Origin of the sequence: Paucilactobacillus kaifaensis, from assembly GCF_005405145.1 — a bacterium.
Lineage (GTDB): Bacteria > Bacillota > Bacilli > Lactobacillales > Lactobacillaceae > Paucilactobacillus > Paucilactobacillus kaifaensis.
Genome location: NZ_BJDM01000001.1, coordinates 100,221 through 119,980, shown reverse-complemented (window position 1 = coordinate 119,980; position 19,760 = coordinate 100,221). Strand labels below are relative to the sequence as shown.

Genomic DNA, 19,760 nt, shown 5'->3' with positions numbered 1-19,760 from the left:
TTCGTACGTCTAGGTTCCTCGAACGAACCAACCCATTCAAATTTATCATATAAATATATTTTATCATAACAAACTGATTTGACTATAGTTTTTCGCAAGGCTTAGACTGCTCACTGTATTCAGAAAGTGAGGAATAATCTATGAAACCAACACAAATTTTAAACGATCCATTTTTAAATAAAGGAACAGCTTTTTCAAAGGCAGAACGACAGAGCCTTCATTTGGCAGGTCTAGTTCCACCGATGATTCAAACACTCGACCAACAAGTTGCACAAACTTATGGTCAGTATCAAACAAAGCCAAGTAATCTTGAAAAACGCCTTTTTTTGATGGAAATTTTCAATACTAACCGTGTGTTGTATTACAAATTGTTCAGCCAACATGTAGCTGAATTTATGCCAATCGTATATGATCCAACGATTGCTGATACGATTGAAAACTAGTCGGAACTATTCGTTGATCCACAGTCTGCTGCCTTTTTGTCGATTGATGATCCAGATTCAATGAAAGAAACATTAATCAATGCAGCTGATGGTCGTGATATTCAACTAATCGTAGTTACTGATGCTGAAGGTATTTTAGGTATCGGTGACTGGGGGACTAATGGAGTTGATATTGCGGTTGGTAAGTTAATGGTTTATACTGCTGCCGCTGGGATTGATCCAAGTCATGTTTTACCAGTTGTATTGGACGTTGGTACCAATAACCAAACATTGTTAGACGATCCATTATACTTAGGTAATCGTCATGAGCGAGTTCGTGGAGATCAGTACTTTGAGTTTGTTGATCAATTCGTACAAAATGCTGAAGCACTATTTCCTGCAATGTACTTACACTTTGAGGATTTTGGCCGTGATAATGCCGCTAAAATTTTGCAGAAATATCAAAAAGACATTGTTACATTTAACGATGACATACAAGGTACTGGAATTATTGTCTTAGCCGGTATTTTAGGTGCTTTACAAATTTCAAAGCAAAAGTTAAGTGAGCAACGTTACCTAAGTTTTGGTGCTGGAACTGCAGGTGCTGGGATTACGGAACGAATCATGGCTGAAATGGTTGAACAAGGAATGAGCGAAGCAGAAGCAAGAACTCATTTTTATATGATTGATAAGCAAGGGATGTTATTTGATGACGATGAAACATTGACTCCTGAACAAAAACCATTCGCTCGGAAGCGTTCAGAATTTGACCATCCTGATGAATTAACGAGCTTGGCAGCTGTGGTTAAGGCCATTCACCCAACTATTTTAGTGGGAACCTCAACTCAACCAGGAACGTTTACTGAAGATATTGTTAAGGAAATGGCTGCACATACGGATCGTCCAATTATCTTCCCACTATCTAATCCAACTAAGTTAGCTGAAGCGAAGGCAGAGGATTTAATTAAATGGACTGATGGTCATGCATTAGTAGCAACGGGAATTCCAGCACCAGACGTTAACTATAATGGTGTAACCTACCAAATTGGCCAAGCCAATAATGCTTTGGTTTATCCTGGTCTTGGTTTGGGTACGTTAGCTGCTAAAGCAACTGTGTTAAATGATGAAATGATTTCAAAGGCTGCACATTCACTTGGCGGAATTGTCGATGCAAGTCAACCAGGGGCTGCAGTATTGCCACCTGTCACTAAGCTGGCTGACTTTTCACAAACAGTAGCTCAGGCAGTTGCTGCTAGTGCAATTGAGCAAGAAATTAGTCGAGTTGAAACAAATGATGCAGCTAAGGCCGTTGCTGATATTAAATGGGAACCAAAATATTCATCATTATCAGATGAATTAATTAAATAAAGGTTAGATAAGGAGTGTTATCATGACTGCTTTCATCACTTCGGTGGAGAGTGTTGTTGAGATTATTTTGGTAATTGCGCTGGGGTATTATTTGCGCCAGAAAAATAAGTTTGATGACAATTTTAAGGGTAGTATTTCGTTTTTGATTATGAACATTGCATTACCAGCTTCAATTTTTGTTTCAGTGTTGAAGTATTTAACGCGTGACAAACTAGTTGAGTTGTCTGGCGGTTTGTTATACGCATTAATTAGTTTCGCGGTAGGGTATTTAATTGCGTGGCTGTTGAGTAAATTACTACGGGTTCGACCTGGCCGTCGGGGAACATTTATTAATATGTTCGTCAATGCCAACACAATTTTTATTGGGTTACCATTGAACACTGCATTATTTGGTGTTAAGAGTATGCCGTATTTCTTGATTTACTATGTTATGAACACTGTTTCGACATGGGCGATCGGGGTATTCTTTATTTCAAATGATGATCCCACTAAAGAAAAAAGTTCAGATCAATCTTTCAATTGGCGTAAGCTGCTACCAGCACCACTACTTGGTTTCTTAGTTGCATTAGTATTTTTACTCCTCGCAATTCCGGTACCAGGCTGGATTGATTCCACCTTGAGCATGGTTGGTGGAATTGTTACACCAATGTCTTTGATCTATATTGGAATTGTGTTATCAGATGCAGGATTGAAATCAATCCACTTTGATAAAGACACAATTTGGGCATTATTGGGTCGATTCATTATTGCACCAGCAATTATGATCACCGTTATTTTAGTCAGTGGCCATGTCGGAAGTGTCATGCCATCACTAGAATCAAGTACGTTGATTATTCAGTCAGCAGCACCAGGTCTAGCAGTTTTACCAATTTTGGCGGGGCAATCGCATGGTGATGTTGAGTACGCAACCAATGTGGTAACCACTAGTACAGTATTGTTCGTAGTTGTGGTACCAATTTTAATGACGTTGGTACAATATATCTAGAGTGCGTAGCAAAGCGTTTAGTCACCGTGGTATAAGTAAATAAATCCTGTATACGCGATTAGCGTATACAGGATTTATTTACTTATACCATAGGTGACTGCTTTGCGGAGCACATTTTGTCAATAAAAATAAAACGATTAGCTAACAGATCATAACAGCCCAAAAAGATGGATGACAAAATTTATTTTTTGTCATCCATCTTTTTTGCTTAATAATAAACAGTAAACCGGTAAATTAGAAAATAGTCGGAACCATCCCGCCATCCATACGTAAAGCTTCACCAGAAAAAGCTCCAGCTAACGGACTAGCCACGAATGTGACAAATCGACCAATCTCATCTGGCTTAATCAGCCGTTGGATTTGTGACAACGGGCGATGCTTGCTCATGAAATCTTGCTCTCTTTGTGCTTGTGAAAAACCACTATCTTTATACATGGCATCAAGCATTGACTGAACACCTTCAGTCAGAGTGGATCCAGGCATGACTGTATTGACAGTCACATTTGTTCCCTTAGTCAATTTTGATAAGCTTTTGGCTAATGAAAGATTCATTGTTTTAGTCATACTGTATTGTGCCATTTCACCCGAGGGCATTAATGCTTCTTCACTAGCAATAAAGATAATGCGACCAAAGCCATGGTGAATCATTTTAGGTAGGTAAAATTTGGCGAGCCGGTTGCCGGCTAAGACGTTAGTGTCGAAAAATTTATGCCAGGTCGCATCATCAATTTGGTAGTAGTCCATTGGCTGAAAAATCCCCATGTTATTGACCAAAATATCGATATCGGCAAATTGTTTAGTTAATTGATCGACCTGATCTTCAGCAGCTAAATCATAGGCAGCGGAACAAAACTGATTATCTGGAAATTCAGTTTTGAGTTGCGCTACAACCGCATCAACGGCCTCTTTGCTGCGACCGTTAATAATGATATTGGCCCCTTCACGAGCCATTTGTATGGCAATTGCTTTACCAATCCCTTTGGTTGAGCCTGTTATGAGAGCTGTCTTATTATTTAATTGTAAATCCATTGTTAGTTACTCCTCTCAATCTAATACGCTTGTTCATATTACTATAAGCCGGATATAGGTCAAGAAAAGTATCTTTTTAACCATTCAAAATATTTAAAAGTTGCCCTCTTTAACTAAATTATGTATTGTATTGGATAGTAAACGACTAATTCAATGTTAGTCATGCAAAGGAGAATTATGATGGCAAAAATTTTTGTTGTTAAAACCACCAAGCAACCCCAAAATTAATTTCCCAGCGCTGTCAATGACTCCGCTGAGGTAAAAAGGAGTTTTACTTATGGAACAACATTGGCAAAAACAAGGTTATTTATTTTTAGCGAGTCAAAATATTTCACTATTTGGTACCATGGTTACTGGGTATGCGATAACTTGGTATATTAGTTTAACAACTAATTCGGGATTGTGGCTAGCAATGGCTACAGTTAGTACATTGTTGCCACAGATTTTAATTAGTTTAATTGGTGGGACGTGGGCAGATCGCTACTCGCGAAAATGGCTGATCATGGGAGCTGACGGATCAATTGCACTACTAACTTTGGGTCTTGCGGTTATGTGGGGCGTGGGGCTACGTTCATTGTGGTTGCTGATGCTATTTGCGGCATTACGCTCAATTGGTCAGGGAATTCAACAACCGGCGGTGAGCTCAGCCTATCCGCAATTGGTGCCAGAAAACGAATTAACCCGAATTAATGGTATCAATCAAACTTTAATGTCATTATCGACATTACTTTCACCGATGATTGGTGGTTTGATTTTAGCCAACTTTAATTTATATTGGGCGCTAATGATTGATGTGGCTACCGCTGCTATTGAACTGTTATGTATGACCAAAATTAAGCTCAAGATAGTCAAGGTGGATGAAGCAGCAGAGGCAATTAAGCAACATGAACAAGCAGTATTGACGGGGCTTAAGTATTTATTCAACAATCTAAAGTTGCGACGATTATTTACGATCAATGCGTTAGCATACTTGCTAATGACCCCAGCAACCGTATTAAGTTTACTGTTAATTCAACGAAAGTTTGGCGCCACAGTTATTAACTTAACTCTCCAAGAGATTTTATGGGCCGGTGGTTCAATTATTAGTGGACTACTAGTGGCCAAGAAAAAAGAATTTAGTAATAATGAACGAGTACTTGGAATTGCCGTTGGTGGGTTTGCCATCGCAATGGTGGCAATGGGATTCATGCCTAATATGTGGCTATATCTGATGACAATGTTTCTAGCAGGGTGGAGCTTTCCGTATATTATGACTGCCCAAGCGGTGATTATTCAAACAACCGCGGCACCTGAGTATATGGGCAGGACGTTTGCGGCGTATCAAATGATTGGTAGTTTAATGCTACTGATTGGGAGTCTTGGGCTTGGACCACTTGCTGATGTAATTTCGTTAGCGTGGATTTTTGCCATCTGTGGCGTGCTGTTATTGATTGCTACTGGCTGGTATTTGAGAGCGATATCTAAATAACAAGAGTGATAAAATTAGTCAATAATAAAGGGCTGTAGTAAAAAACAATCGTTTTTTTTACTACAGCCTTTTTTTGATTGCTTAGCCAACACTCACACTATATACTTTGAATAGGCTTTCATTTAAGGAGTAGTTATGGCAACTTTACTGTTAATTATTATTTATATTGCCTTTATTGGCTTAGGAATTCCTGATTCTTTGTTCGGTGCTGCATGGCCGGCAATTTATCACGAATTTAATTTACCGCTATCCGCAGCTAACTATGTGTCACTACTGATTTCCGGTGGGACAATTATTGCCAGTCTAATTATTGCCTGGGTAATAAATCATTTTGGCACGGATAAAGTTACAGCATTAAGTACCGGATTAACTGCAACAGCATTATTGGGATTCTCAATGTCTAGTAGTATTTGGTGGTTATGTCTATTTGCGATTCCACTGGGATTAGGCGCAGGGGCGATTGATACTGCACTGAATAATTATGTCGCGCTACACTACAAAGCAAGTCAGATGAGTTTTTTACATTGTTTTTATGGTATCGGTGTCTCACTTAGTCCGTATTTGATGGCACATGCACTGGCAAATAATAACGCTTGGCGTAATGGCTATCGGATGGCTTTTTATTTGCAACTCGGTATCACGGTCTTATTAATTGTAACGTTACCCTTGTGGCAAAAGGTTCATGCTAACCACGACCACACAATGGGGATTACAACGACATTAGGGTTTAAGGCAATAATGAAAGTTCCGGGAGTTCAATGGGTGTGGGTAATCTTTTTAGGTACCTGTGCCATTGAGTTTACTTGTGGCATCTGGGGTGCGACTTATTTAGTTAACGCTAGAACAATGGTGGCTGCTAATGCCGCTCAGGTTGTGACCCTATACTACCTGGGTATTACGATTGGTCGATTTGTTTCAGGAATTATTGCTAGTAGAGTATCTAGCTGGCGGATTATTTTTGGCGGTCAAGCAATTTTATTGGTGGGAATCATTATATTATTGTTGCCATTACCAGTTATGATGGCAGGCGCGGGGCTATTCTTAATTGGCTTTGGTAATAGCACCGTCTTTCCCAATCTAATTTTTCTGACACCGCGCAATTTTGGCGCAGATATTTCCCAATCAATTATGGGAACTCAGATGGCGGCTTCATACGTGGGGACCATGTTGATGCCGGCTTTATTTGGCTTACTAGCACAAAAGTTGGGTTCTAACACGATGCCGTATTTTATTTTAGTGATGTATTTTGTCATGATGGCGGCAACAGTAGCGCTAGTTAAAAATTTGTATGCAGATGGTAATTACAATAAATAAGTTTCACGTGAAACAAGATGCTGAAGGGGTGAGTAAAATGTTCATTGGAATCGATCTTGGTGGTACAAATATTAAAGTGGGGTTGTTTGATGATCAGTTACAACCAGTTGATGAAATTTGGCGTGCCACACAGTCTGAAACAAATTCAAAGATAGTGATTGATAATATGATTGTAGCTGTTCAGGCTTTATTGACACAAAATCAACTTCAAGCAACAGCACTGAAAGCAATTGGCATTGGTGTACCGGGGCTACTTGATATTGATACCGGAATATCTAAGTTCTCACCTAACTTCATGAATTGGCAAGATGTTCCAATCAAGCAAATTTTTGAAGACCAGTTTCACGTTCCGGTGTTCATTGATAACGATGTCCGAGTAAACTTATATGGTGAATGGCAATTTGGTGCGGGAATTGGACAACAAAACCTGTTAATGGTGACACTGGGTACAGGATTGGGCTCCGGAGTCGTGCTCGATGGACGTGTTTTATATGGCACTACTGCCAGTGCTGGTGAACTGGGCCATATGAATATGTATCGACATGGGCGACCGTGTGCTTGTGGTAGTACAGGGTGTTTGGGTCGCTATGTTTCAGCGCGGGGAATTGTTAAAACTGCGCAAGAGAAACTGAAAGATGGCGAAACGAGTATTCTGACAGATTGGACGCAAAATGATCCCAGTAAAATTACCGCTAAGATGATATCTGAAGCAGACGAGCAGCACGACCAATTAGCCCATACCGTATGGCAAGAAACCGGTGAACTACTTGGTTACGGCTTGGCAAATGCCATTAATTTATTTAATCCAGCCATGGTCATTATCGGCGGTGGGATGGCCAATGCCGGTAAACGATTGTTAACCCCAACTAAGAATGCTATTAAAGCACATGGCTTAAAGATTGCAGTCGTAGCGTGTCAAGTCGTGACGGCTAAATTAGGCGATCGTGCGGGGATGATGGGAGCAACAATAGTTGCTAAGCGCCGGTTAAAATAGACTAATAAATGAGGGCATTAGTTGAGAGCATAAATCATGCCAGTTAAAAAAGAGTTTGTTATATCAACGATTATAAATGTTGCCCTAGGCAATCATTTTGGTAGACTTTGACTATTAAGAGAACTATAATCGGGGTGAAAGCGGATTCAAAATACTTGGAGGTGCCCAAAATGACAAAAACAAAAGCAATTATGATCGGTGCGGGACTATCTAATATGGCTGCGGCTGTATATTTGATCCAAGAAGGACATTGGCATGGTGACGCAATTACGTTTTATTCGTTGGATGATCATGGATCTAACGATGGTGCGCCCACTAATACAACGACGGATGAATATTGGAATAAGAATCATCCAATTGACAATACCAAGGGCTATGTTGCTCGAGGCGGTCGAATGCTAAATTACCGAACGTATGTCGATTTAATGGATTTACTGGATCGGATTCCATCAGCGACAGAGCCGGGGATGACAGCAGCTGAGGATACCCGTGACTTTGATGCCCATCATCGGACATTTGATAAAGCGCGTCTTCTTCAAGGCGGTAAAGGAATTATTAATGGTGGGCACCTGGGATTAGATAACAAGGATCGAATGTTATTGAGTAAGTTAGTGTTAATGCCTGATTCGCAAGAAGAAAAACTCGATAATATTACGATTGCAGAGTACTTCAAAAATTCTCCGCACATTTTCCAGACAAACTTTTGGTATATGTGGGAAACAACGTTCGCATTTCGAACACGCAGTTCTGTTCAAGAATTACGGCGTTATATGCACCAAATGATCTATGAATTTACTCAAATTGAACATTTAGTTGGGGTTAACCGCACACGGTACAATCAATATGAAAGTATTATGTTGCCGTTGATCAATTACTTGAAGGATCAGGGTTGCAAGATTATCTTAAATCGCCGCGTAACAGACTGGGAATTCAAAGAAACGACCATGCAAGATGAGATTACTGTCACTGGGTTACAAATGGAAAATACTGAAACTGGTGAAACACAAACTGTACCAGTTGATGCTGATACAGCGGTATTTTTCACTAATGGTTCTATTACGGATTCAGCAACAATGGGTGATTATAATACACCAGCTCCAGAAAACATGGATTATGGCGCTGCTTCTGGACTATGGAAGAAAGCTACAGAGCATTTTTATAACTTGGGGAATCCTGATAAGTTCTTTGCAGACCGAGATGCCAGTGAGTGGGTCAGCTTTACATTGACCACAAAAAATCATTTATTATTAAATGAAATTGCACGAATTACAACGCAAGTGCCAGGAAATGCGCTGAATTCATTCATTTCAACTAAGCCAATTACTGACTTGGGTCATGAAGATGTCAATATGTCGATTGTGGTGCATCACCAGCCACACTTCACTACCCAAAAATCGAATGAGTCGGTTATCTGGGGTTATTTCTTGTATCCACGGCGGACAGGTGAATTTGTTAATAAACAGTATATTAAGATGACCGGAAAGGAAATGTTGCAGGAGTTGATTGGTCAACTGGCTAAGGTCGATCCGGGCCCCAATAATATTCAAGATAAAGCAAAGGAAATCTTTGACAGTGTGATCAACAATATTCCGGTTTACATGCCTTATGCATCGGCGTTATTTAATAATCGAGCTAAGGCAGATCGACCAGAGGTAATTCCAGCCCATTCAACGAATTTAGCGTTCACGGGTGAATTTGTGGAACAACCATACCAGATGGTCTTCACAGAACAAAGTGCCACCCGGTCGGGTGAAATTGCAGCTTTCCACTTTGCAGGAGTGCCAATGGATAAGTTAGTCAAGAATCCAAGGTTTGATAAGGATCCCAAGGTGCTGGCAAGGGCTACTAAGAAGATGTTTATGTAAGTGTGCGCAGAGAGCCTGAAAGGTGTCGAGGATTAACGTAAAATAAGGAATGGCTCACTGAACTTTGTGAGTCATTCCTTATTTTGGGTTAACCGGAAAAACATGGCTCTCGGAGCCAATCTAATCAATAAAAAATGGAGAAGTTTCAAGACGAAAAAGTCCAAAATGAAAGCGATTTATGGCACAATAGAACTAACTTAAACAAAAAGGAGATCTAACCAATGTCAGATAGATTAAAAGGTAAAGTAGCAATCATCACAGGTGGCGTAGCAGTGATTGGACTAGGAATTGCAGAATGCTATGTGCGCGAAGGTGCTAAGGTAGTGATCACTGCTAACCATAACGTGGATGGCGGTAAACAAGCAGTAGCTAAATTTGGTGACGATAATGCATTGTTTGTGCAACAAGATGTAGCTGTTGAAGCAGACTGGGATAAAGTAATCAAGGAAACCATTGCTAAGTTTGGCAAAGTGGATGTGTTAGTTAACAACGCTGGGATTGGTGGCGGCGCTCAACCAATTGAATCGATGAGTTTGGATAGCTGGAATAAGACGATGAGTATCAACCTAACTGGTAATTTCTTAGGTGTGAAGGCCGGGATCAATGCCATGAAAGAAACCAATAATGGTAATGGCTCAATTATCAACGTTTCATCTGTAGCAGGGTTAGTCGGATTACCAATGGCACCGGACTATTCAGCAACCAAGGGTGGGACCAGAATGTTTACGCATGCGGTGGCACTATCACTGGCACAACGTAAGATTAATATCCGAGTAAACTCAGTTCATCCAGGCTGGATCGATACAGATATCGTACCAAAGGAAGCGCGTGACGCTATTATCTCAACCATTCCAGTGGGCCATATGGGTGAACCGCAAGATATCGGTGAGATTTGTGTTTACTTGGGTAGCGATGAATCTAAGTATGCGAATGGTGCTGAGTTTGTGGTTGATGGCGGAGTTAGAGCTTAAAAGCAGAGTGCGGAGAGAGCCTGAAAGGTGTCGAGGATTAACGTAAAAAATGTCATGATCCACTGGTCTTTGTGGATCATGACATTTTTTGGGTTAACCGGAAACACCTGGCTCTCGGAGCCGATTTAATCATTAAAAGAAAACGCTCGTTCAAAATATTTGACCCAATCAGCCATCGGTGTTAAATTATAGCCAATCAAAAAAGGGGGTGATGCTTTGAGTATAGGAAAACATCTTAAGGCATCAGCATCCGTGAATAACGGTGAAAACTACTGATGCGATTTAAGAGAAGGGCCGGCAAAATTTAATTGCTGGTCTTTTTTTGACTTCATTTATGGTAAGTTAGTGAATAAATACATACATAAATCGTTAAGAAAAGAGGAGCTTATGGAAGCTGATAAAATGAGGGATATTTTATACGCTGGAGTTTTAGGTGATGCCTTAGGAGTACCGGTGGAATTCGAATCTAGAGGTAGTTATCATATTTCAGAAATGACAGGATTTGGCTCTTGGAATCAACCCAAAGGAACCTGGTCAGATGATACATCAATGACACTATGTTTAGTTAAAAATTTAACAGAAAATGGTGATTACAAATCATTAATGGATAAATTTGTTGCATATATGACAAAGGGTGAGTGGACCCCGGCCGGTAATATTTTTGACATCGGGAATGCATGTTCTAAGGCCATTAGAAACTATGCAGTTAACAAATTAAATCCGCTGAAATGTGGAGAAGCGTCAGAATATGGTAATGGCAATGGTGCAATTATGAGGCTTGCACCGCTAGTCTTGACATTGGAAAACGAAAACAATTTGCAGACAAGATTTAATAAATATCGTAACTATACCTCTGTTACACATCGACATCCGCGGGCGATAGTTGGTAGTTTAATCTATTTGGAAATACTGTGGAACTTACAAAAAGGGTCAAATATTAATGATGCAATTCTCAACGCTAAATTAAGCGTTGAGCAAATTGGTGATGAATATCTAGAATATCAGCATGAAATTTCATACTATTTGAGAATCTTTAGTTCTAATTTTAAAGATTTACCAATTGAAGAAGTCAAATCAACGGGGTATGTAGTCGATACGTTGGAGGCAGCTGTGTGGCTAGCATTAAAGCACAACACATATGAAAGTGCAGTTTTAGAAGCTGTTAATTTGGGTGGCGATACAGATACGATCGGATCAATCACAGGAACGATTATGGCTTTTAAAAATCAAAATGTTGTTTTACCTAATAGCTGGATGAGTGAACTCGTCAATATAAATTTTTAGAAGAAATATTTGAACCATTTATTGATAAGTATACGCACTAAGACTCAATAAATAATCTTTTCAATCTATCAATTAAATGATAATCTTAACGTTGTATAAGCACTGTTACTTATATACGGAAATAGTGTAGGAACTCACGATTATTTTTATTTGAGGAGCACGGGAATTATGGCTAGTGGATATGAATCTGAGTTACAACTAGAAAACCAATTTATGAAGAGACTGAATGCAATTGGGTACAAAACTGTTGTTATTCGTGATGAAGAAGCTTTGCTAAGCCATTTTAGAGAGCTACTAAATCAAAACAACAGCGAGAATTTAAATGGTAATCCATTAACTGATACTGAATTTCACCAAGTTTTAAACGAGATGGTGGGTTCTAGGTCTTTGTATGAAATTGCTGAATTATTGCGTGGATCTGATGTACAACCATATGGAAAAATAGTAATTCAGCGTGATGATAATTCGCAGGTCTATTTGCAATTCTTCGATGGTCATGATTGGAAAAACAATGTTTACGAGGTCACTCATCAGGTGACAATCAATGGCAAACATGAAAATAGATATGATGTAACCATTTTGATTAATGGGTTGCCAATTGTTCAGATTGAATTGAAACGCCGCGGAGTTGATTTTACTCAGGCCTTCAATCAAATAATTAGATATCGAAATGAATCATTTAGAAATTTGTTCCGGTTTGTTCAACTATTTGTGGTTTCAAATGGTGGCGATTCAAGGTATTTTGCTAATGGAGATGGCAATTTAAATTCGAAGTTCATGTTTTATTGGACAGATGAAAAAAATAATTGGTTAAATGATATTGATGCATTTACATCTTCGTTTTTTATACCTGAGAGATTGCATAGCTTAATAGCTAAGTACACGATTTTTGATCGGTCAAATGAACGAATGTTGATTATGCGCCCTTACCAGATTTATGCTGCTGAAGCAATTTTAAACCAGGCTAAAGTTAATCCTGAAAAAAATGGATTTATTTGGCATACAACTGGGTCAGGAAAAACAATAACTTCATTTAAGGCAAGCCAGTTGATAGCACAAGAAACTGATGCAAAAAAAGTGATTTTCATGATCGATAGGTCAGATTTAGATTTACAAACATCTAAGAACTTTAATTCCTATTTACCAAAGTCAGTCAGCAATCAACCTGCCTTAGACCGAACTGATAATACTTACAGTTTAGTTAAACAGCTAAAATCTAATGATTCATCCCTAATTATTACGACTATTCAGAAACTAAATAATGCTGTCAGCGGAGATCGATACAAGGACGTATTAACTCCGTATCATGATCAGCGAGTTATTTTCATCGAAGATGAGGCGCACCGAAGTCAGTTTGGTGAAATGCGCAAAAACATTAATCAATGGTTTAAGAATGCGCAACACTTCGGCTTTACTGGGACCCCAATTTTTGCGGAAAATGTTGGCGCAGACGGACGTACTACAGAAACTTTATATGATGAGGATTTGCACCAGTATTTAATTAAGGATGCCATCCGTGATGAGAATGTTCTTGGTTTCAGTATTCAGTATATTGGAACAATTAAAGGGAAAAACATTCAGGTTGAAGATGAAGAAGTTCCGGGAATAAATACTAAAGAAGTTTACGAAAATGAAGAACGGTTAAAGTTGATTATTCAACATATATTGCTCAATCATAATGAAATCACCTCAAATCGTAAATATAATGCAATTTTGACAGTTCCTAGTACAAATGTTGCATTAAAATACTACGAGTTGTTCAAACAACTTGATCCAAATCATCATCTAAAAGTAACGACGATTTTTACTTGGACAGCAAATGAAGATGATGCTCAAGAAAAACAAGATCAAGCAGTGGCAACTTCGAGACATGGTTTAGATAATGTGATTGATGACTATAATAGCCAGTATGGGACATCATTTAGTACAGATCATTTTGCAGACTACTTTGCAGATGTTTCCAAACGAATGAAAGAACATAATGATCAAACACCTGACGAAAATATTGATGTATTGATCGTAGTTAATATGTTTTTAACAGGATTTGATTCACCTAAACTATCAACTCTATACGTTGATAAAAATTTACGATGGCAAGGTCTAATTCAAGCATTTTCAAGAACAAATCGAATTGAAAAAGAAACAAAACCGTTTGGAAATATTATTGCTTATCGAAACATCAAAAAAGAAACTGACGATGCTGTTAAACTGTTTTCAGCAGGCTCACAAGAAATGTTTTTTGTGCCAAGTTATGATGAATTATCCGGCCAGTTTGCTGATGCAATTAGTGAATTACATGAGATAGTTCCCGAGCCTAGTAATGTTGATCAACTATACAATCTAGGTGATGAAGAGTTACAGAAGTTTGTCTTGGCATTTAGAGAAGTATTGCGAGTTCATAATAAGATTCGTGTTTACGACGATTTTTCTTGGGATAAGATACAAGATACTGCGTTTACTCCTCAAGATATGGAATCATATCGAGGAAAATACTTCGATGCTTATCATCATATTCAAAGAAATGACGAACCTAAAGGTGAGAAAGCATCGGTATTGGAAGATATTGATTTTGAAATTGAGCTTTTGGAGACGGATAAAATTGATGTTCAATACATTGTTAATCTAATTAAGACGATTAATCTTGATTCTAAAGAAAATAAAGATGCTGATCGGAATAAAATTAAGCGTATGCTAAACAACGCTGACAGTGCAGAACTAAAATCGAAGGCTGATCTGTTAGCTGCTTTCCTAGATGAAGTGGTGCCTGAGTTAAGTTCAGATGCTAATGTTGGCGACGAGCTTAATAAATACTTGGTAAGAAAAAGAAATGAAGAGATTTACCGTTTTGCAGAAGAAACTAATTTACCTAGTGATGTTTTAAATGAGCAAATCCAAAATTATGACTTTTATGGCCATACGGATTCGCAGGAAGTAACGGATGCTCTTAGTCATGCCGGTTACGGCTTCAAAGAAAAAATCAATTTAAAGAAAAAAATTAGGACATTTGTATTAGATACAATTGATCGGTTTACAATGTCTTAAAATGGAGAATTATTAAATGGCCGCTACACATAATGCACAATCACAACAACAAGCTGATTTACAAAAACAATTATGGTCCATTGCAAATGATCTACGGGGCAACATGGACGCAAGTGAATTTAGAAATTATATATTAGGCTTAATTTTTTATCGTTTTTTATCAGATAGAGTACAGAATTACGCTAATTCATTGTTAGATAATGACGATTTAACATTTGCTCAAGCATATGCTGATGAAGATATGCAAAATGATTTAAAAGAAGAAATCACTCGTACGATTGGATTCTTTATTGAACCAAAATTTCTATTTGATACCTTAATTGAAGCTATTAAAGCTGGTAATTTCGATATTGAACAGCTTCAGACAGCTGTTAATGAGGTTCAAAACTCAACAATTGGTCACGAATCAGAAGATGATTTTCGCGGATTGTTTGAGGACATGGATTTAACATCTTCACGACTCGCGAGCACAGTTGCACGCCGTGGGGAGTTAATGGCTAAGGTAATGTTAAACTTGGCAGATATTCCCTTTTCTGATGATGATATGCAAATCGATGTGTTAGGGGATGCCTATGAGTATTTAATTGGCCAATTTGCTGCCTCGGCCGGGAAAAAAGCCGGTGAGTTTTATACGCCGCAGCAAATATCGAAACTTTTATCACGGTTAGTAACGCTTGGGCGCGACGAAGTTAGACGAGTTTATGACCCCGCAATGGGGTCCGGTTCATTGTTGTTACGAGTTGGAGATTATGCAAAGGTTGCTGAGTATTACGGACAGGAGTTAAATGGAACTACGTATAACTTGGCACGGATGAATATGCTGATGCATGGTATCAGATACACCCAGTTTGATATGAAACAGGGTGATACGCTAGAAGATGATCATTTCCCTGACGAAACCTTTGATGCAGTGGTTGCAAATCCACCGTACTCAGCAAATTGGAATCCAGATGGCAAGTTAGACGATGAGCGCTTCAGAAAATATGGTAAGGCGGCACCAAAATCTAAGGCAGATTTTGCCTTTGTGGAACATATGTTATATCACCTCAAGGGTGACGGGAGAATGGCCGTTGTGTTACCACATGGTGTTTTATTCCGTGGAGCCGCTGAGGGTAAAATTCGCCAGTATATGATTGAAAACGATAATGTTTTGGATGCTGTTATTGGATTACCGGCTAACTTATTTTATGGCACGTCGATTCCAACGATCGTGTTGCTGTTTAAGAAAAATCGTTCGAATACAGATGTTTTCTTTATTGACGCTTCTAGTGATTTCGAAAAAGGTAAAAATCAAAATAACATCACAGATGATCAAGTTAATAAAATTGTTACCACTTATGAAAAACGAGTGGATGTCGAAAAGTATGCTCACCAAGCCAGTTTTGACGAGATCAAAGAAAATGAATTTAACTTAAACATCCCACGTTATGTCGATACGTTTGAAGAAGAACCACCAGTGGATGTCGACAAGTTAAGCGAAGAAATGAAGAAAACTAATGATCAAATAAGTCAGCTAGAAGCTGATTTCAAGGGAATGCTGGCCGATTTGGTTAGCCCTGATGCTGACGCTCAACAGCAGCTTACGAAGTTGAAGGAGTTGTTCAAGTAATGGATGATAAAAATCAACCAAAAGTGAGATTTTCTGGATTTACTGACCCTTGGGAACAGCGTAAGTTTGGGGAATTGTGGAGAAAAACATCTAATAAAAATACAAACGAAGAATTTTCTGATGATGACATCATTTCAGTTGCACAGATGCAAATGAATACATCTTTAAAAATTTCAAAGCAATCTTATTTAAAAACTTATAATGTATTACAGTATGGGGAAATAGCATTTGAAGGTAATAAATCTAAAAATTATTCATTCGGTAGATTTGTGCTAAATAATCTACGAGATGGTATTGTATCTCACGTGTTTATTACATTTAAACCCTTAGTTGACATGAATATAGATTTCATGAAGGAATATATTCATTATGAACCAGTAATGAAACATATTCTGGTTAAATCAACCACAAAAACTGTTATGATGACAACACTAAATGTGAACGATGTTTCAAAACAAAAAATATTATTTCCAATAATGAAAGAACAAATAAAAATTGGAAAGTTATTAGATATAGTTAGTGGCCTTATCGCTGCCAATCAAGATAAGGTGGACCAACTAAAAAAAATGAAAAAGTGGTTAATGCAAAACATGTTTGTGTAAAAATTTGATCATTTGTGTTGCTTTACGCATTTGATGAGTGAAAGCATACAAAATTATTTTTTCAAGTCTAGTAAAAATTTTATTATATCTGTATCAATTTATTAGGAAGTTACTCTGTAGCTTCCTAATTTTTTGATGGAGGTGTCTTTATGACACAAGAGGTTAAGTTACACCAGTATTTTTTTCAATGGATGAGGCTCTACAAGTTAGATGCAGTTCGTCCGGTTACGTATCGTAAGTATGAAATGACGCACAAACAACTCGTTTCTTTAGCTCCAGATTTGAAAATGAGTGAATTAACACGTCTAACGTACCAACAGCTACTAAATGATTATGCTGAAAATCATGAACGGCAAACAGTAATGGATTTTCATCGGCATATCAAAAGCTCTCTGATTGATGCATTGGAGGAAGACATTATAGATCGGGATCCAACTAGAAAGGCAATCATAAAGGGAATTCAGCACCGGCAGCATAAAACAAAATTTTTAAATCAGCATGAGGTGCAGGAATTATTAAATATTTTAGTTTTAGATGAAGGTGTTAATTGGGATTATTTTATTTTATTGATTGCAAAAACTGGATTACGTTTTGCGGAGGCATTAGCTGTTACACCTAATGATTTTGACTTTGCTCATCAATATTTGAATATAAGTAAAACATGGGATTATAAATCTGCTAAGGCTGGATTTGCACCAACGAAGAACAAATCATCTGTTAGAAAAATTCAATTAGATTGGCAGACCGTTATTCAATTTTCTCAGTTAACAAAGAATTTACCTGAAGATCTTCCAATATTTGTTAACAGCAAAGTATACAATGACACGGTAAATCATTATTTAGAAAGATTATGCAAGAGGGCATCGATTCCTGTTATATCAGTGCATGGATTAAGGCATACGCATGCCTCGTTGCTATTATATGCTGGCGTTAGCATTGCTTCTGTGGCTCGGAGATTAGGGCACTCAAATATGACGACCACTCAACAGACATATTTGCACATTATTCAAGAATTGGAGAATCAAGATAATGATAAAGTAATGAAGCATCTGGCCAGTTTAATATAAGATTTTATTAATAAGTCATGGAGGAATCAGTACCCATGGCTTATTTTGGTTACGCTGATTGGCAGCGATAAGGTTATTTATATCGCTTAAAACATCTATATCTCTTAGTTGTTCATTCTCACTGGGACAGTAAAACTTATATTTTATTAGATTTAGATAACTAATCCCAAACACTTTCATTCCTGTGCCAACAATACGTCCAAATTTTTTGAACCCATCTGTTTTTAGTAAAAAATACAAATACATTGGCATAATTTTGGTTGGTCTTAAAGCAATGGTGTGTAAACCAGAAACAATCTTGTGATTTGCCGTATTTAGCAAAACTGATGCTTCTGCTATCCCTTTATAGTCTTCAGATGCATCAGCAACAATTACGTCTCCACTTTTTAGTTTCTCATAGTCGTCATCTATTATGTTTGGTAGCTCTTTTACGTCTCTTATACAATCTGCAATACCGGTGTGAATATCGCCATAATGGATATATTTAACTCCCGTTTCTTTGTTAGTCTCGAAATTTCTAGAAAGTGAATATGACTTAATCTTCATTACTACGTCTTTTAACTTACGCTGTTCCCAAGCGTACCTCAAACTTCATTCCTTTATAATTTGCTGTTTTATAACACACGCTTGGGAACAGCGTAAGTTAAAAGAAATAATAAATAAAGTAACTAATAAAAATAAGAAAAAAGAGTTTTCAGAAACACTTACTAATTCTGCAGAATACGGAATAGTTTCACAATTAGATTATTTTGATAAAGACATATCGAATAAAAACAATTTAAATAATTACTATATCGTTGAGCCAGACGATTTTGTTTATAACCCAAGAATTTCAAGTTATGCTCCCGTTGGTCCAATTAATCGTAATAACCTTGGTAGAACGGGTGTTATGTCACCTCTCTACTATATTTTTAAAGTCCATGGTATTAACAAAACATACTTAGAAAAATATTTTTCTTCTGTAAAATGGCATGATTTCATGAAAAAAAATGGTGATACAGGTGCTCGTGCTGATAGATTTTCTATAAAAGCTGATATTTTTATTACCATGCCAATTCCTGTTCCTACAGGTAAAGAACAAGATAGAATTGGAAATTTATTAAAATTGTTAGATAACCTTATCGCTGCCAATCAGGATAAGGTTGATCAACTAAAAAAAGTCAAAAAGCTGTTAATGCAAAAGATTTTTGATCAAGAATGGCGTTTTACTGGATTTACTGACCCTTGGGAACAGCGTAAGTTAAATGAGGTGCTTGTAGTTCATTCCGGTAGAGATTATAAACATTTAAGTAAGGGTAATATTCCTGTTTATGGAACAGGAGGTTTTATGTTGGGTGTTAACGATAAATTATCAGATAAAGACGCTGTGGGGATCGGTAGGAAAGGTACTATAAATGCTCCTCAACTTTTAATTGCGCCCTTTTGGACAGTAGACACCTTATTCTTTTTAATACCACAAAAAAAGTTTGATCTATTATTTATTTATGCAATGAGTCAGCAAATTAATTGGAAAGGGTATGACGAATCAACTGGTGTTCCCAGTCTATCAAAAAAAACGATTGAGAATATAAATAGATTTGTTCCACCAATTAGAGAACAGATTAAAATTGGTTCTTTTTTTTCAAATATGAACAACCTTATCGCTGCCAATCAGCGTTCGAAAAAAACATTAATAATTGCAATATTTATCATAATAAAAAAAGAGATCAAATTAGATAATTCAACATAAGTATTTAGTTA

General features: G+C 37.6%; 14 protein-coding genes and 1 pseudogene. 13 read left to right on the top strand and 2 right to left on the bottom strand.

Features of this window, described 5'->3' with window-relative positions:
- Positions 1–140 precede the first annotated feature (140 nt).
- Positions 141–1,790: pseudogene (locus FFM51_RS00515) on the top strand (malolactic enzyme).
- Positions 1,791–1,812: 22 nt separating this feature from the next.
- Positions 1,813–2,775, top strand: coding sequence for an AEC family transporter (locus FFM51_RS00510; RefSeq protein WP_137596710.1), 963 nt, complete (start codon positions 1,813–1,815; stop codon positions 2,773–2,775).
- Between the two features lie 234 nt (positions 2,776–3,009).
- Here FFM51_RS00510 and FFM51_RS00505 read toward each other — a convergent pair whose 3' ends face one another.
- A complete protein-coding gene (locus tag FFM51_RS00505) occupies positions 3,010–3,804 on the bottom strand; it encodes an SDR family NAD(P)-dependent oxidoreductase (RefSeq protein ID WP_137596709.1) in 795 nt (264 codons plus the stop codon).
- A 277-nt stretch (positions 3,805–4,081) separates the two neighbouring features.
- Between FFM51_RS00505 and FFM51_RS00500 the strand changes: the two genes are divergently transcribed.
- The 10 genes from FFM51_RS00500 to FFM51_RS00455 all read left to right on the top strand — a co-directional run bounded on the left by FFM51_RS00500 (position 4,082) and on the right by FFM51_RS00455 (position 18,020).
- Positions 4,082–5,272: an MFS transporter gene (locus FFM51_RS00500; RefSeq protein WP_137596708.1), complete on the top strand. Its 1,191-nt coding sequence runs from the start codon at positions 4,082–4,084 to the stop codon at positions 5,270–5,272.
- 135 nt (positions 5,273–5,407) lie between these two features.
- Complete coding sequence (locus FFM51_RS00495) at positions 5,408–6,586, top strand: MFS transporter (RefSeq protein WP_137596707.1); 1,179 nt, start codon at positions 5,408–5,410, stop codon at positions 6,584–6,586.
- A gap of 37 nt (positions 6,587–6,623) precedes the next feature.
- The gene (locus FFM51_RS00490) at positions 6,624–7,580 is read left to right on the top strand and encodes an ROK family protein (RefSeq protein ID WP_223875867.1); all 957 of its coding nucleotides are present in this window, start codon (positions 6,624–6,626) and stop codon (positions 7,578–7,580) included.
- Between the two features lie 170 nt (positions 7,581–7,750).
- Positions 7,751–9,445 carry an oleate hydratase gene (locus tag FFM51_RS00485; protein WP_137596705.1) on the top strand — a complete coding sequence of 565 codons (1,695 nt, stop codon included), beginning with the start codon at positions 7,751–7,753 and terminating at the stop codon, positions 9,443–9,445.
- Positions 9,446–9,666: 221 nt separating this feature from the next.
- On the top strand, positions 9,667–10,416 hold the full coding sequence (locus FFM51_RS00480) for a glucose 1-dehydrogenase (RefSeq protein WP_137596704.1): 750 nt from the start codon (positions 9,667–9,669) through the stop codon (positions 10,414–10,416).
- 387 nt (positions 10,417–10,803) lie between these two features.
- Positions 10,804–11,700, top strand: coding sequence for an ADP-ribosylglycohydrolase family protein (locus FFM51_RS00475; RefSeq protein ID WP_137596703.1), 897 nt, complete (start codon positions 10,804–10,806; stop codon positions 11,698–11,700).
- A gap of 168 nt (positions 11,701–11,868) precedes the next feature.
- Entirely contained in the window at positions 11,869–14,742 is a 2,874-nt protein-coding gene (locus FFM51_RS00470; RefSeq protein WP_137596702.1) for a type I restriction endonuclease subunit R, read from the top strand.
- A gap of 16 nt (positions 14,743–14,758) precedes the next feature.
- Positions 14,759–16,351, top strand: coding sequence for a type I restriction-modification system subunit M (locus FFM51_RS00465; protein WP_137596701.1), 1,593 nt, complete (start codon positions 14,759–14,761; stop codon positions 16,349–16,351).
- The gene (locus FFM51_RS00460; protein WP_137596700.1) at positions 16,351–16,953 is read left to right on the top strand and encodes a restriction endonuclease subunit S; all 603 of its coding nucleotides are present in this window, start codon (positions 16,351–16,353) and stop codon (positions 16,951–16,953) included. Before FFM51_RS00465 ends, FFM51_RS00460 begins: the two co-directional genes overlap by 1 nt.
- 149 nt (positions 16,954–17,102) lie before the next feature.
- A complete protein-coding gene (locus tag FFM51_RS00455; RefSeq protein ID WP_137596699.1) occupies positions 17,103–18,020 on the top strand; it encodes a site-specific integrase in 918 nt (305 codons plus the stop codon).
- Positions 18,021–18,035: 15 nt separating this feature from the next.
- Here the strand turns inward: FFM51_RS00455 and FFM51_RS00450 are convergent, their stop codons facing one another.
- Positions 18,036–18,566, bottom strand: a complete 531-nt coding sequence (locus tag FFM51_RS00450) for a restriction endonuclease subunit S domain-containing protein (RefSeq protein ID WP_137596698.1) — start codon at positions 18,564–18,566, stop codon at positions 18,036–18,038.
- On the opposite strand from FFM51_RS00450, the gene FFM51_RS00445 reads away from it, so the two are divergent.
- Positions 18,520–19,749 (top strand): restriction endonuclease subunit S, encoded by a 1,230-nt coding sequence (locus FFM51_RS00445; protein WP_137596697.1) that lies wholly within the window; start codon positions 18,520–18,522, stop codon positions 19,747–19,749. The two genes, FFM51_RS00450 and FFM51_RS00445, sit on opposite strands and share 47 nt — an antisense overlap.
- Positions 19,750–19,760: the final 11 nt, after the last annotated feature.

Bases quoted from the DNA above. Each gene is read 5' to 3' on its own strand.
- FFM51_RS00510 (WP_137596710.1), top strand. From the start codon at position 1,813: ATGACTGCTTTCATCACTTCGGTGGAGAGTGTTGTTGAGATTATTTTG.
- FFM51_RS00485 (WP_137596705.1), top strand. From the start codon at position 7,751: ATGACAAAAACAAAAGCAATTATGATCGGTGCGGGACTATCTAATATG.
- FFM51_RS00500 (WP_137596708.1), top strand. From the start codon at position 4,082: ATGGAACAACATTGGCAAAAACAAGGTTATTTATTTTTAGCGAGTCAA.
- FFM51_RS00505 (WP_137596709.1), bottom strand. From the start codon at position 3,804: ATGGATTTACAATTAAATAATAAGACAGCTCTCATAACAGGCTCAACC.
- FFM51_RS00460 (WP_137596700.1), top strand. From the start codon at position 16,351: ATGGATGATAAAAATCAACCAAAAGTGAGATTTTCTGGATTTACTGAC.
- FFM51_RS00470 (WP_137596702.1), top strand. From the start codon at position 11,869: ATGGCTAGTGGATATGAATCTGAGTTACAACTAGAAAACCAATTTATG.
- FFM51_RS00450 (WP_137596698.1), bottom strand. From the start codon at position 18,566: ATGAAGATTAAGTCATATTCACTTTCTAGAAATTTCGAGACTAACAAA.
- FFM51_RS00475 (WP_137596703.1), top strand. From the start codon at position 10,804: ATGGAAGCTGATAAAATGAGGGATATTTTATACGCTGGAGTTTTAGGT.
- FFM51_RS00480 (WP_137596704.1), top strand. From the start codon at position 9,667: ATGTCAGATAGATTAAAAGGTAAAGTAGCAATCATCACAGGTGGCGTA.
- FFM51_RS00455 (WP_137596699.1), top strand. From the start codon at position 17,103: ATGACACAAGAGGTTAAGTTACACCAGTATTTTTTTCAATGGATGAGG.
- FFM51_RS00490 (WP_223875867.1), top strand. From the start codon at position 6,624: ATGTTCATTGGAATCGATCTTGGTGGTACAAATATTAAAGTGGGGTTG.
- FFM51_RS00495 (WP_137596707.1), top strand. From the start codon at position 5,408: ATGGCAACTTTACTGTTAATTATTATTTATATTGCCTTTATTGGCTTA.
- FFM51_RS00465 (WP_137596701.1), top strand. From the start codon at position 14,759: ATGGCCGCTACACATAATGCACAATCACAACAACAAGCTGATTTACAA.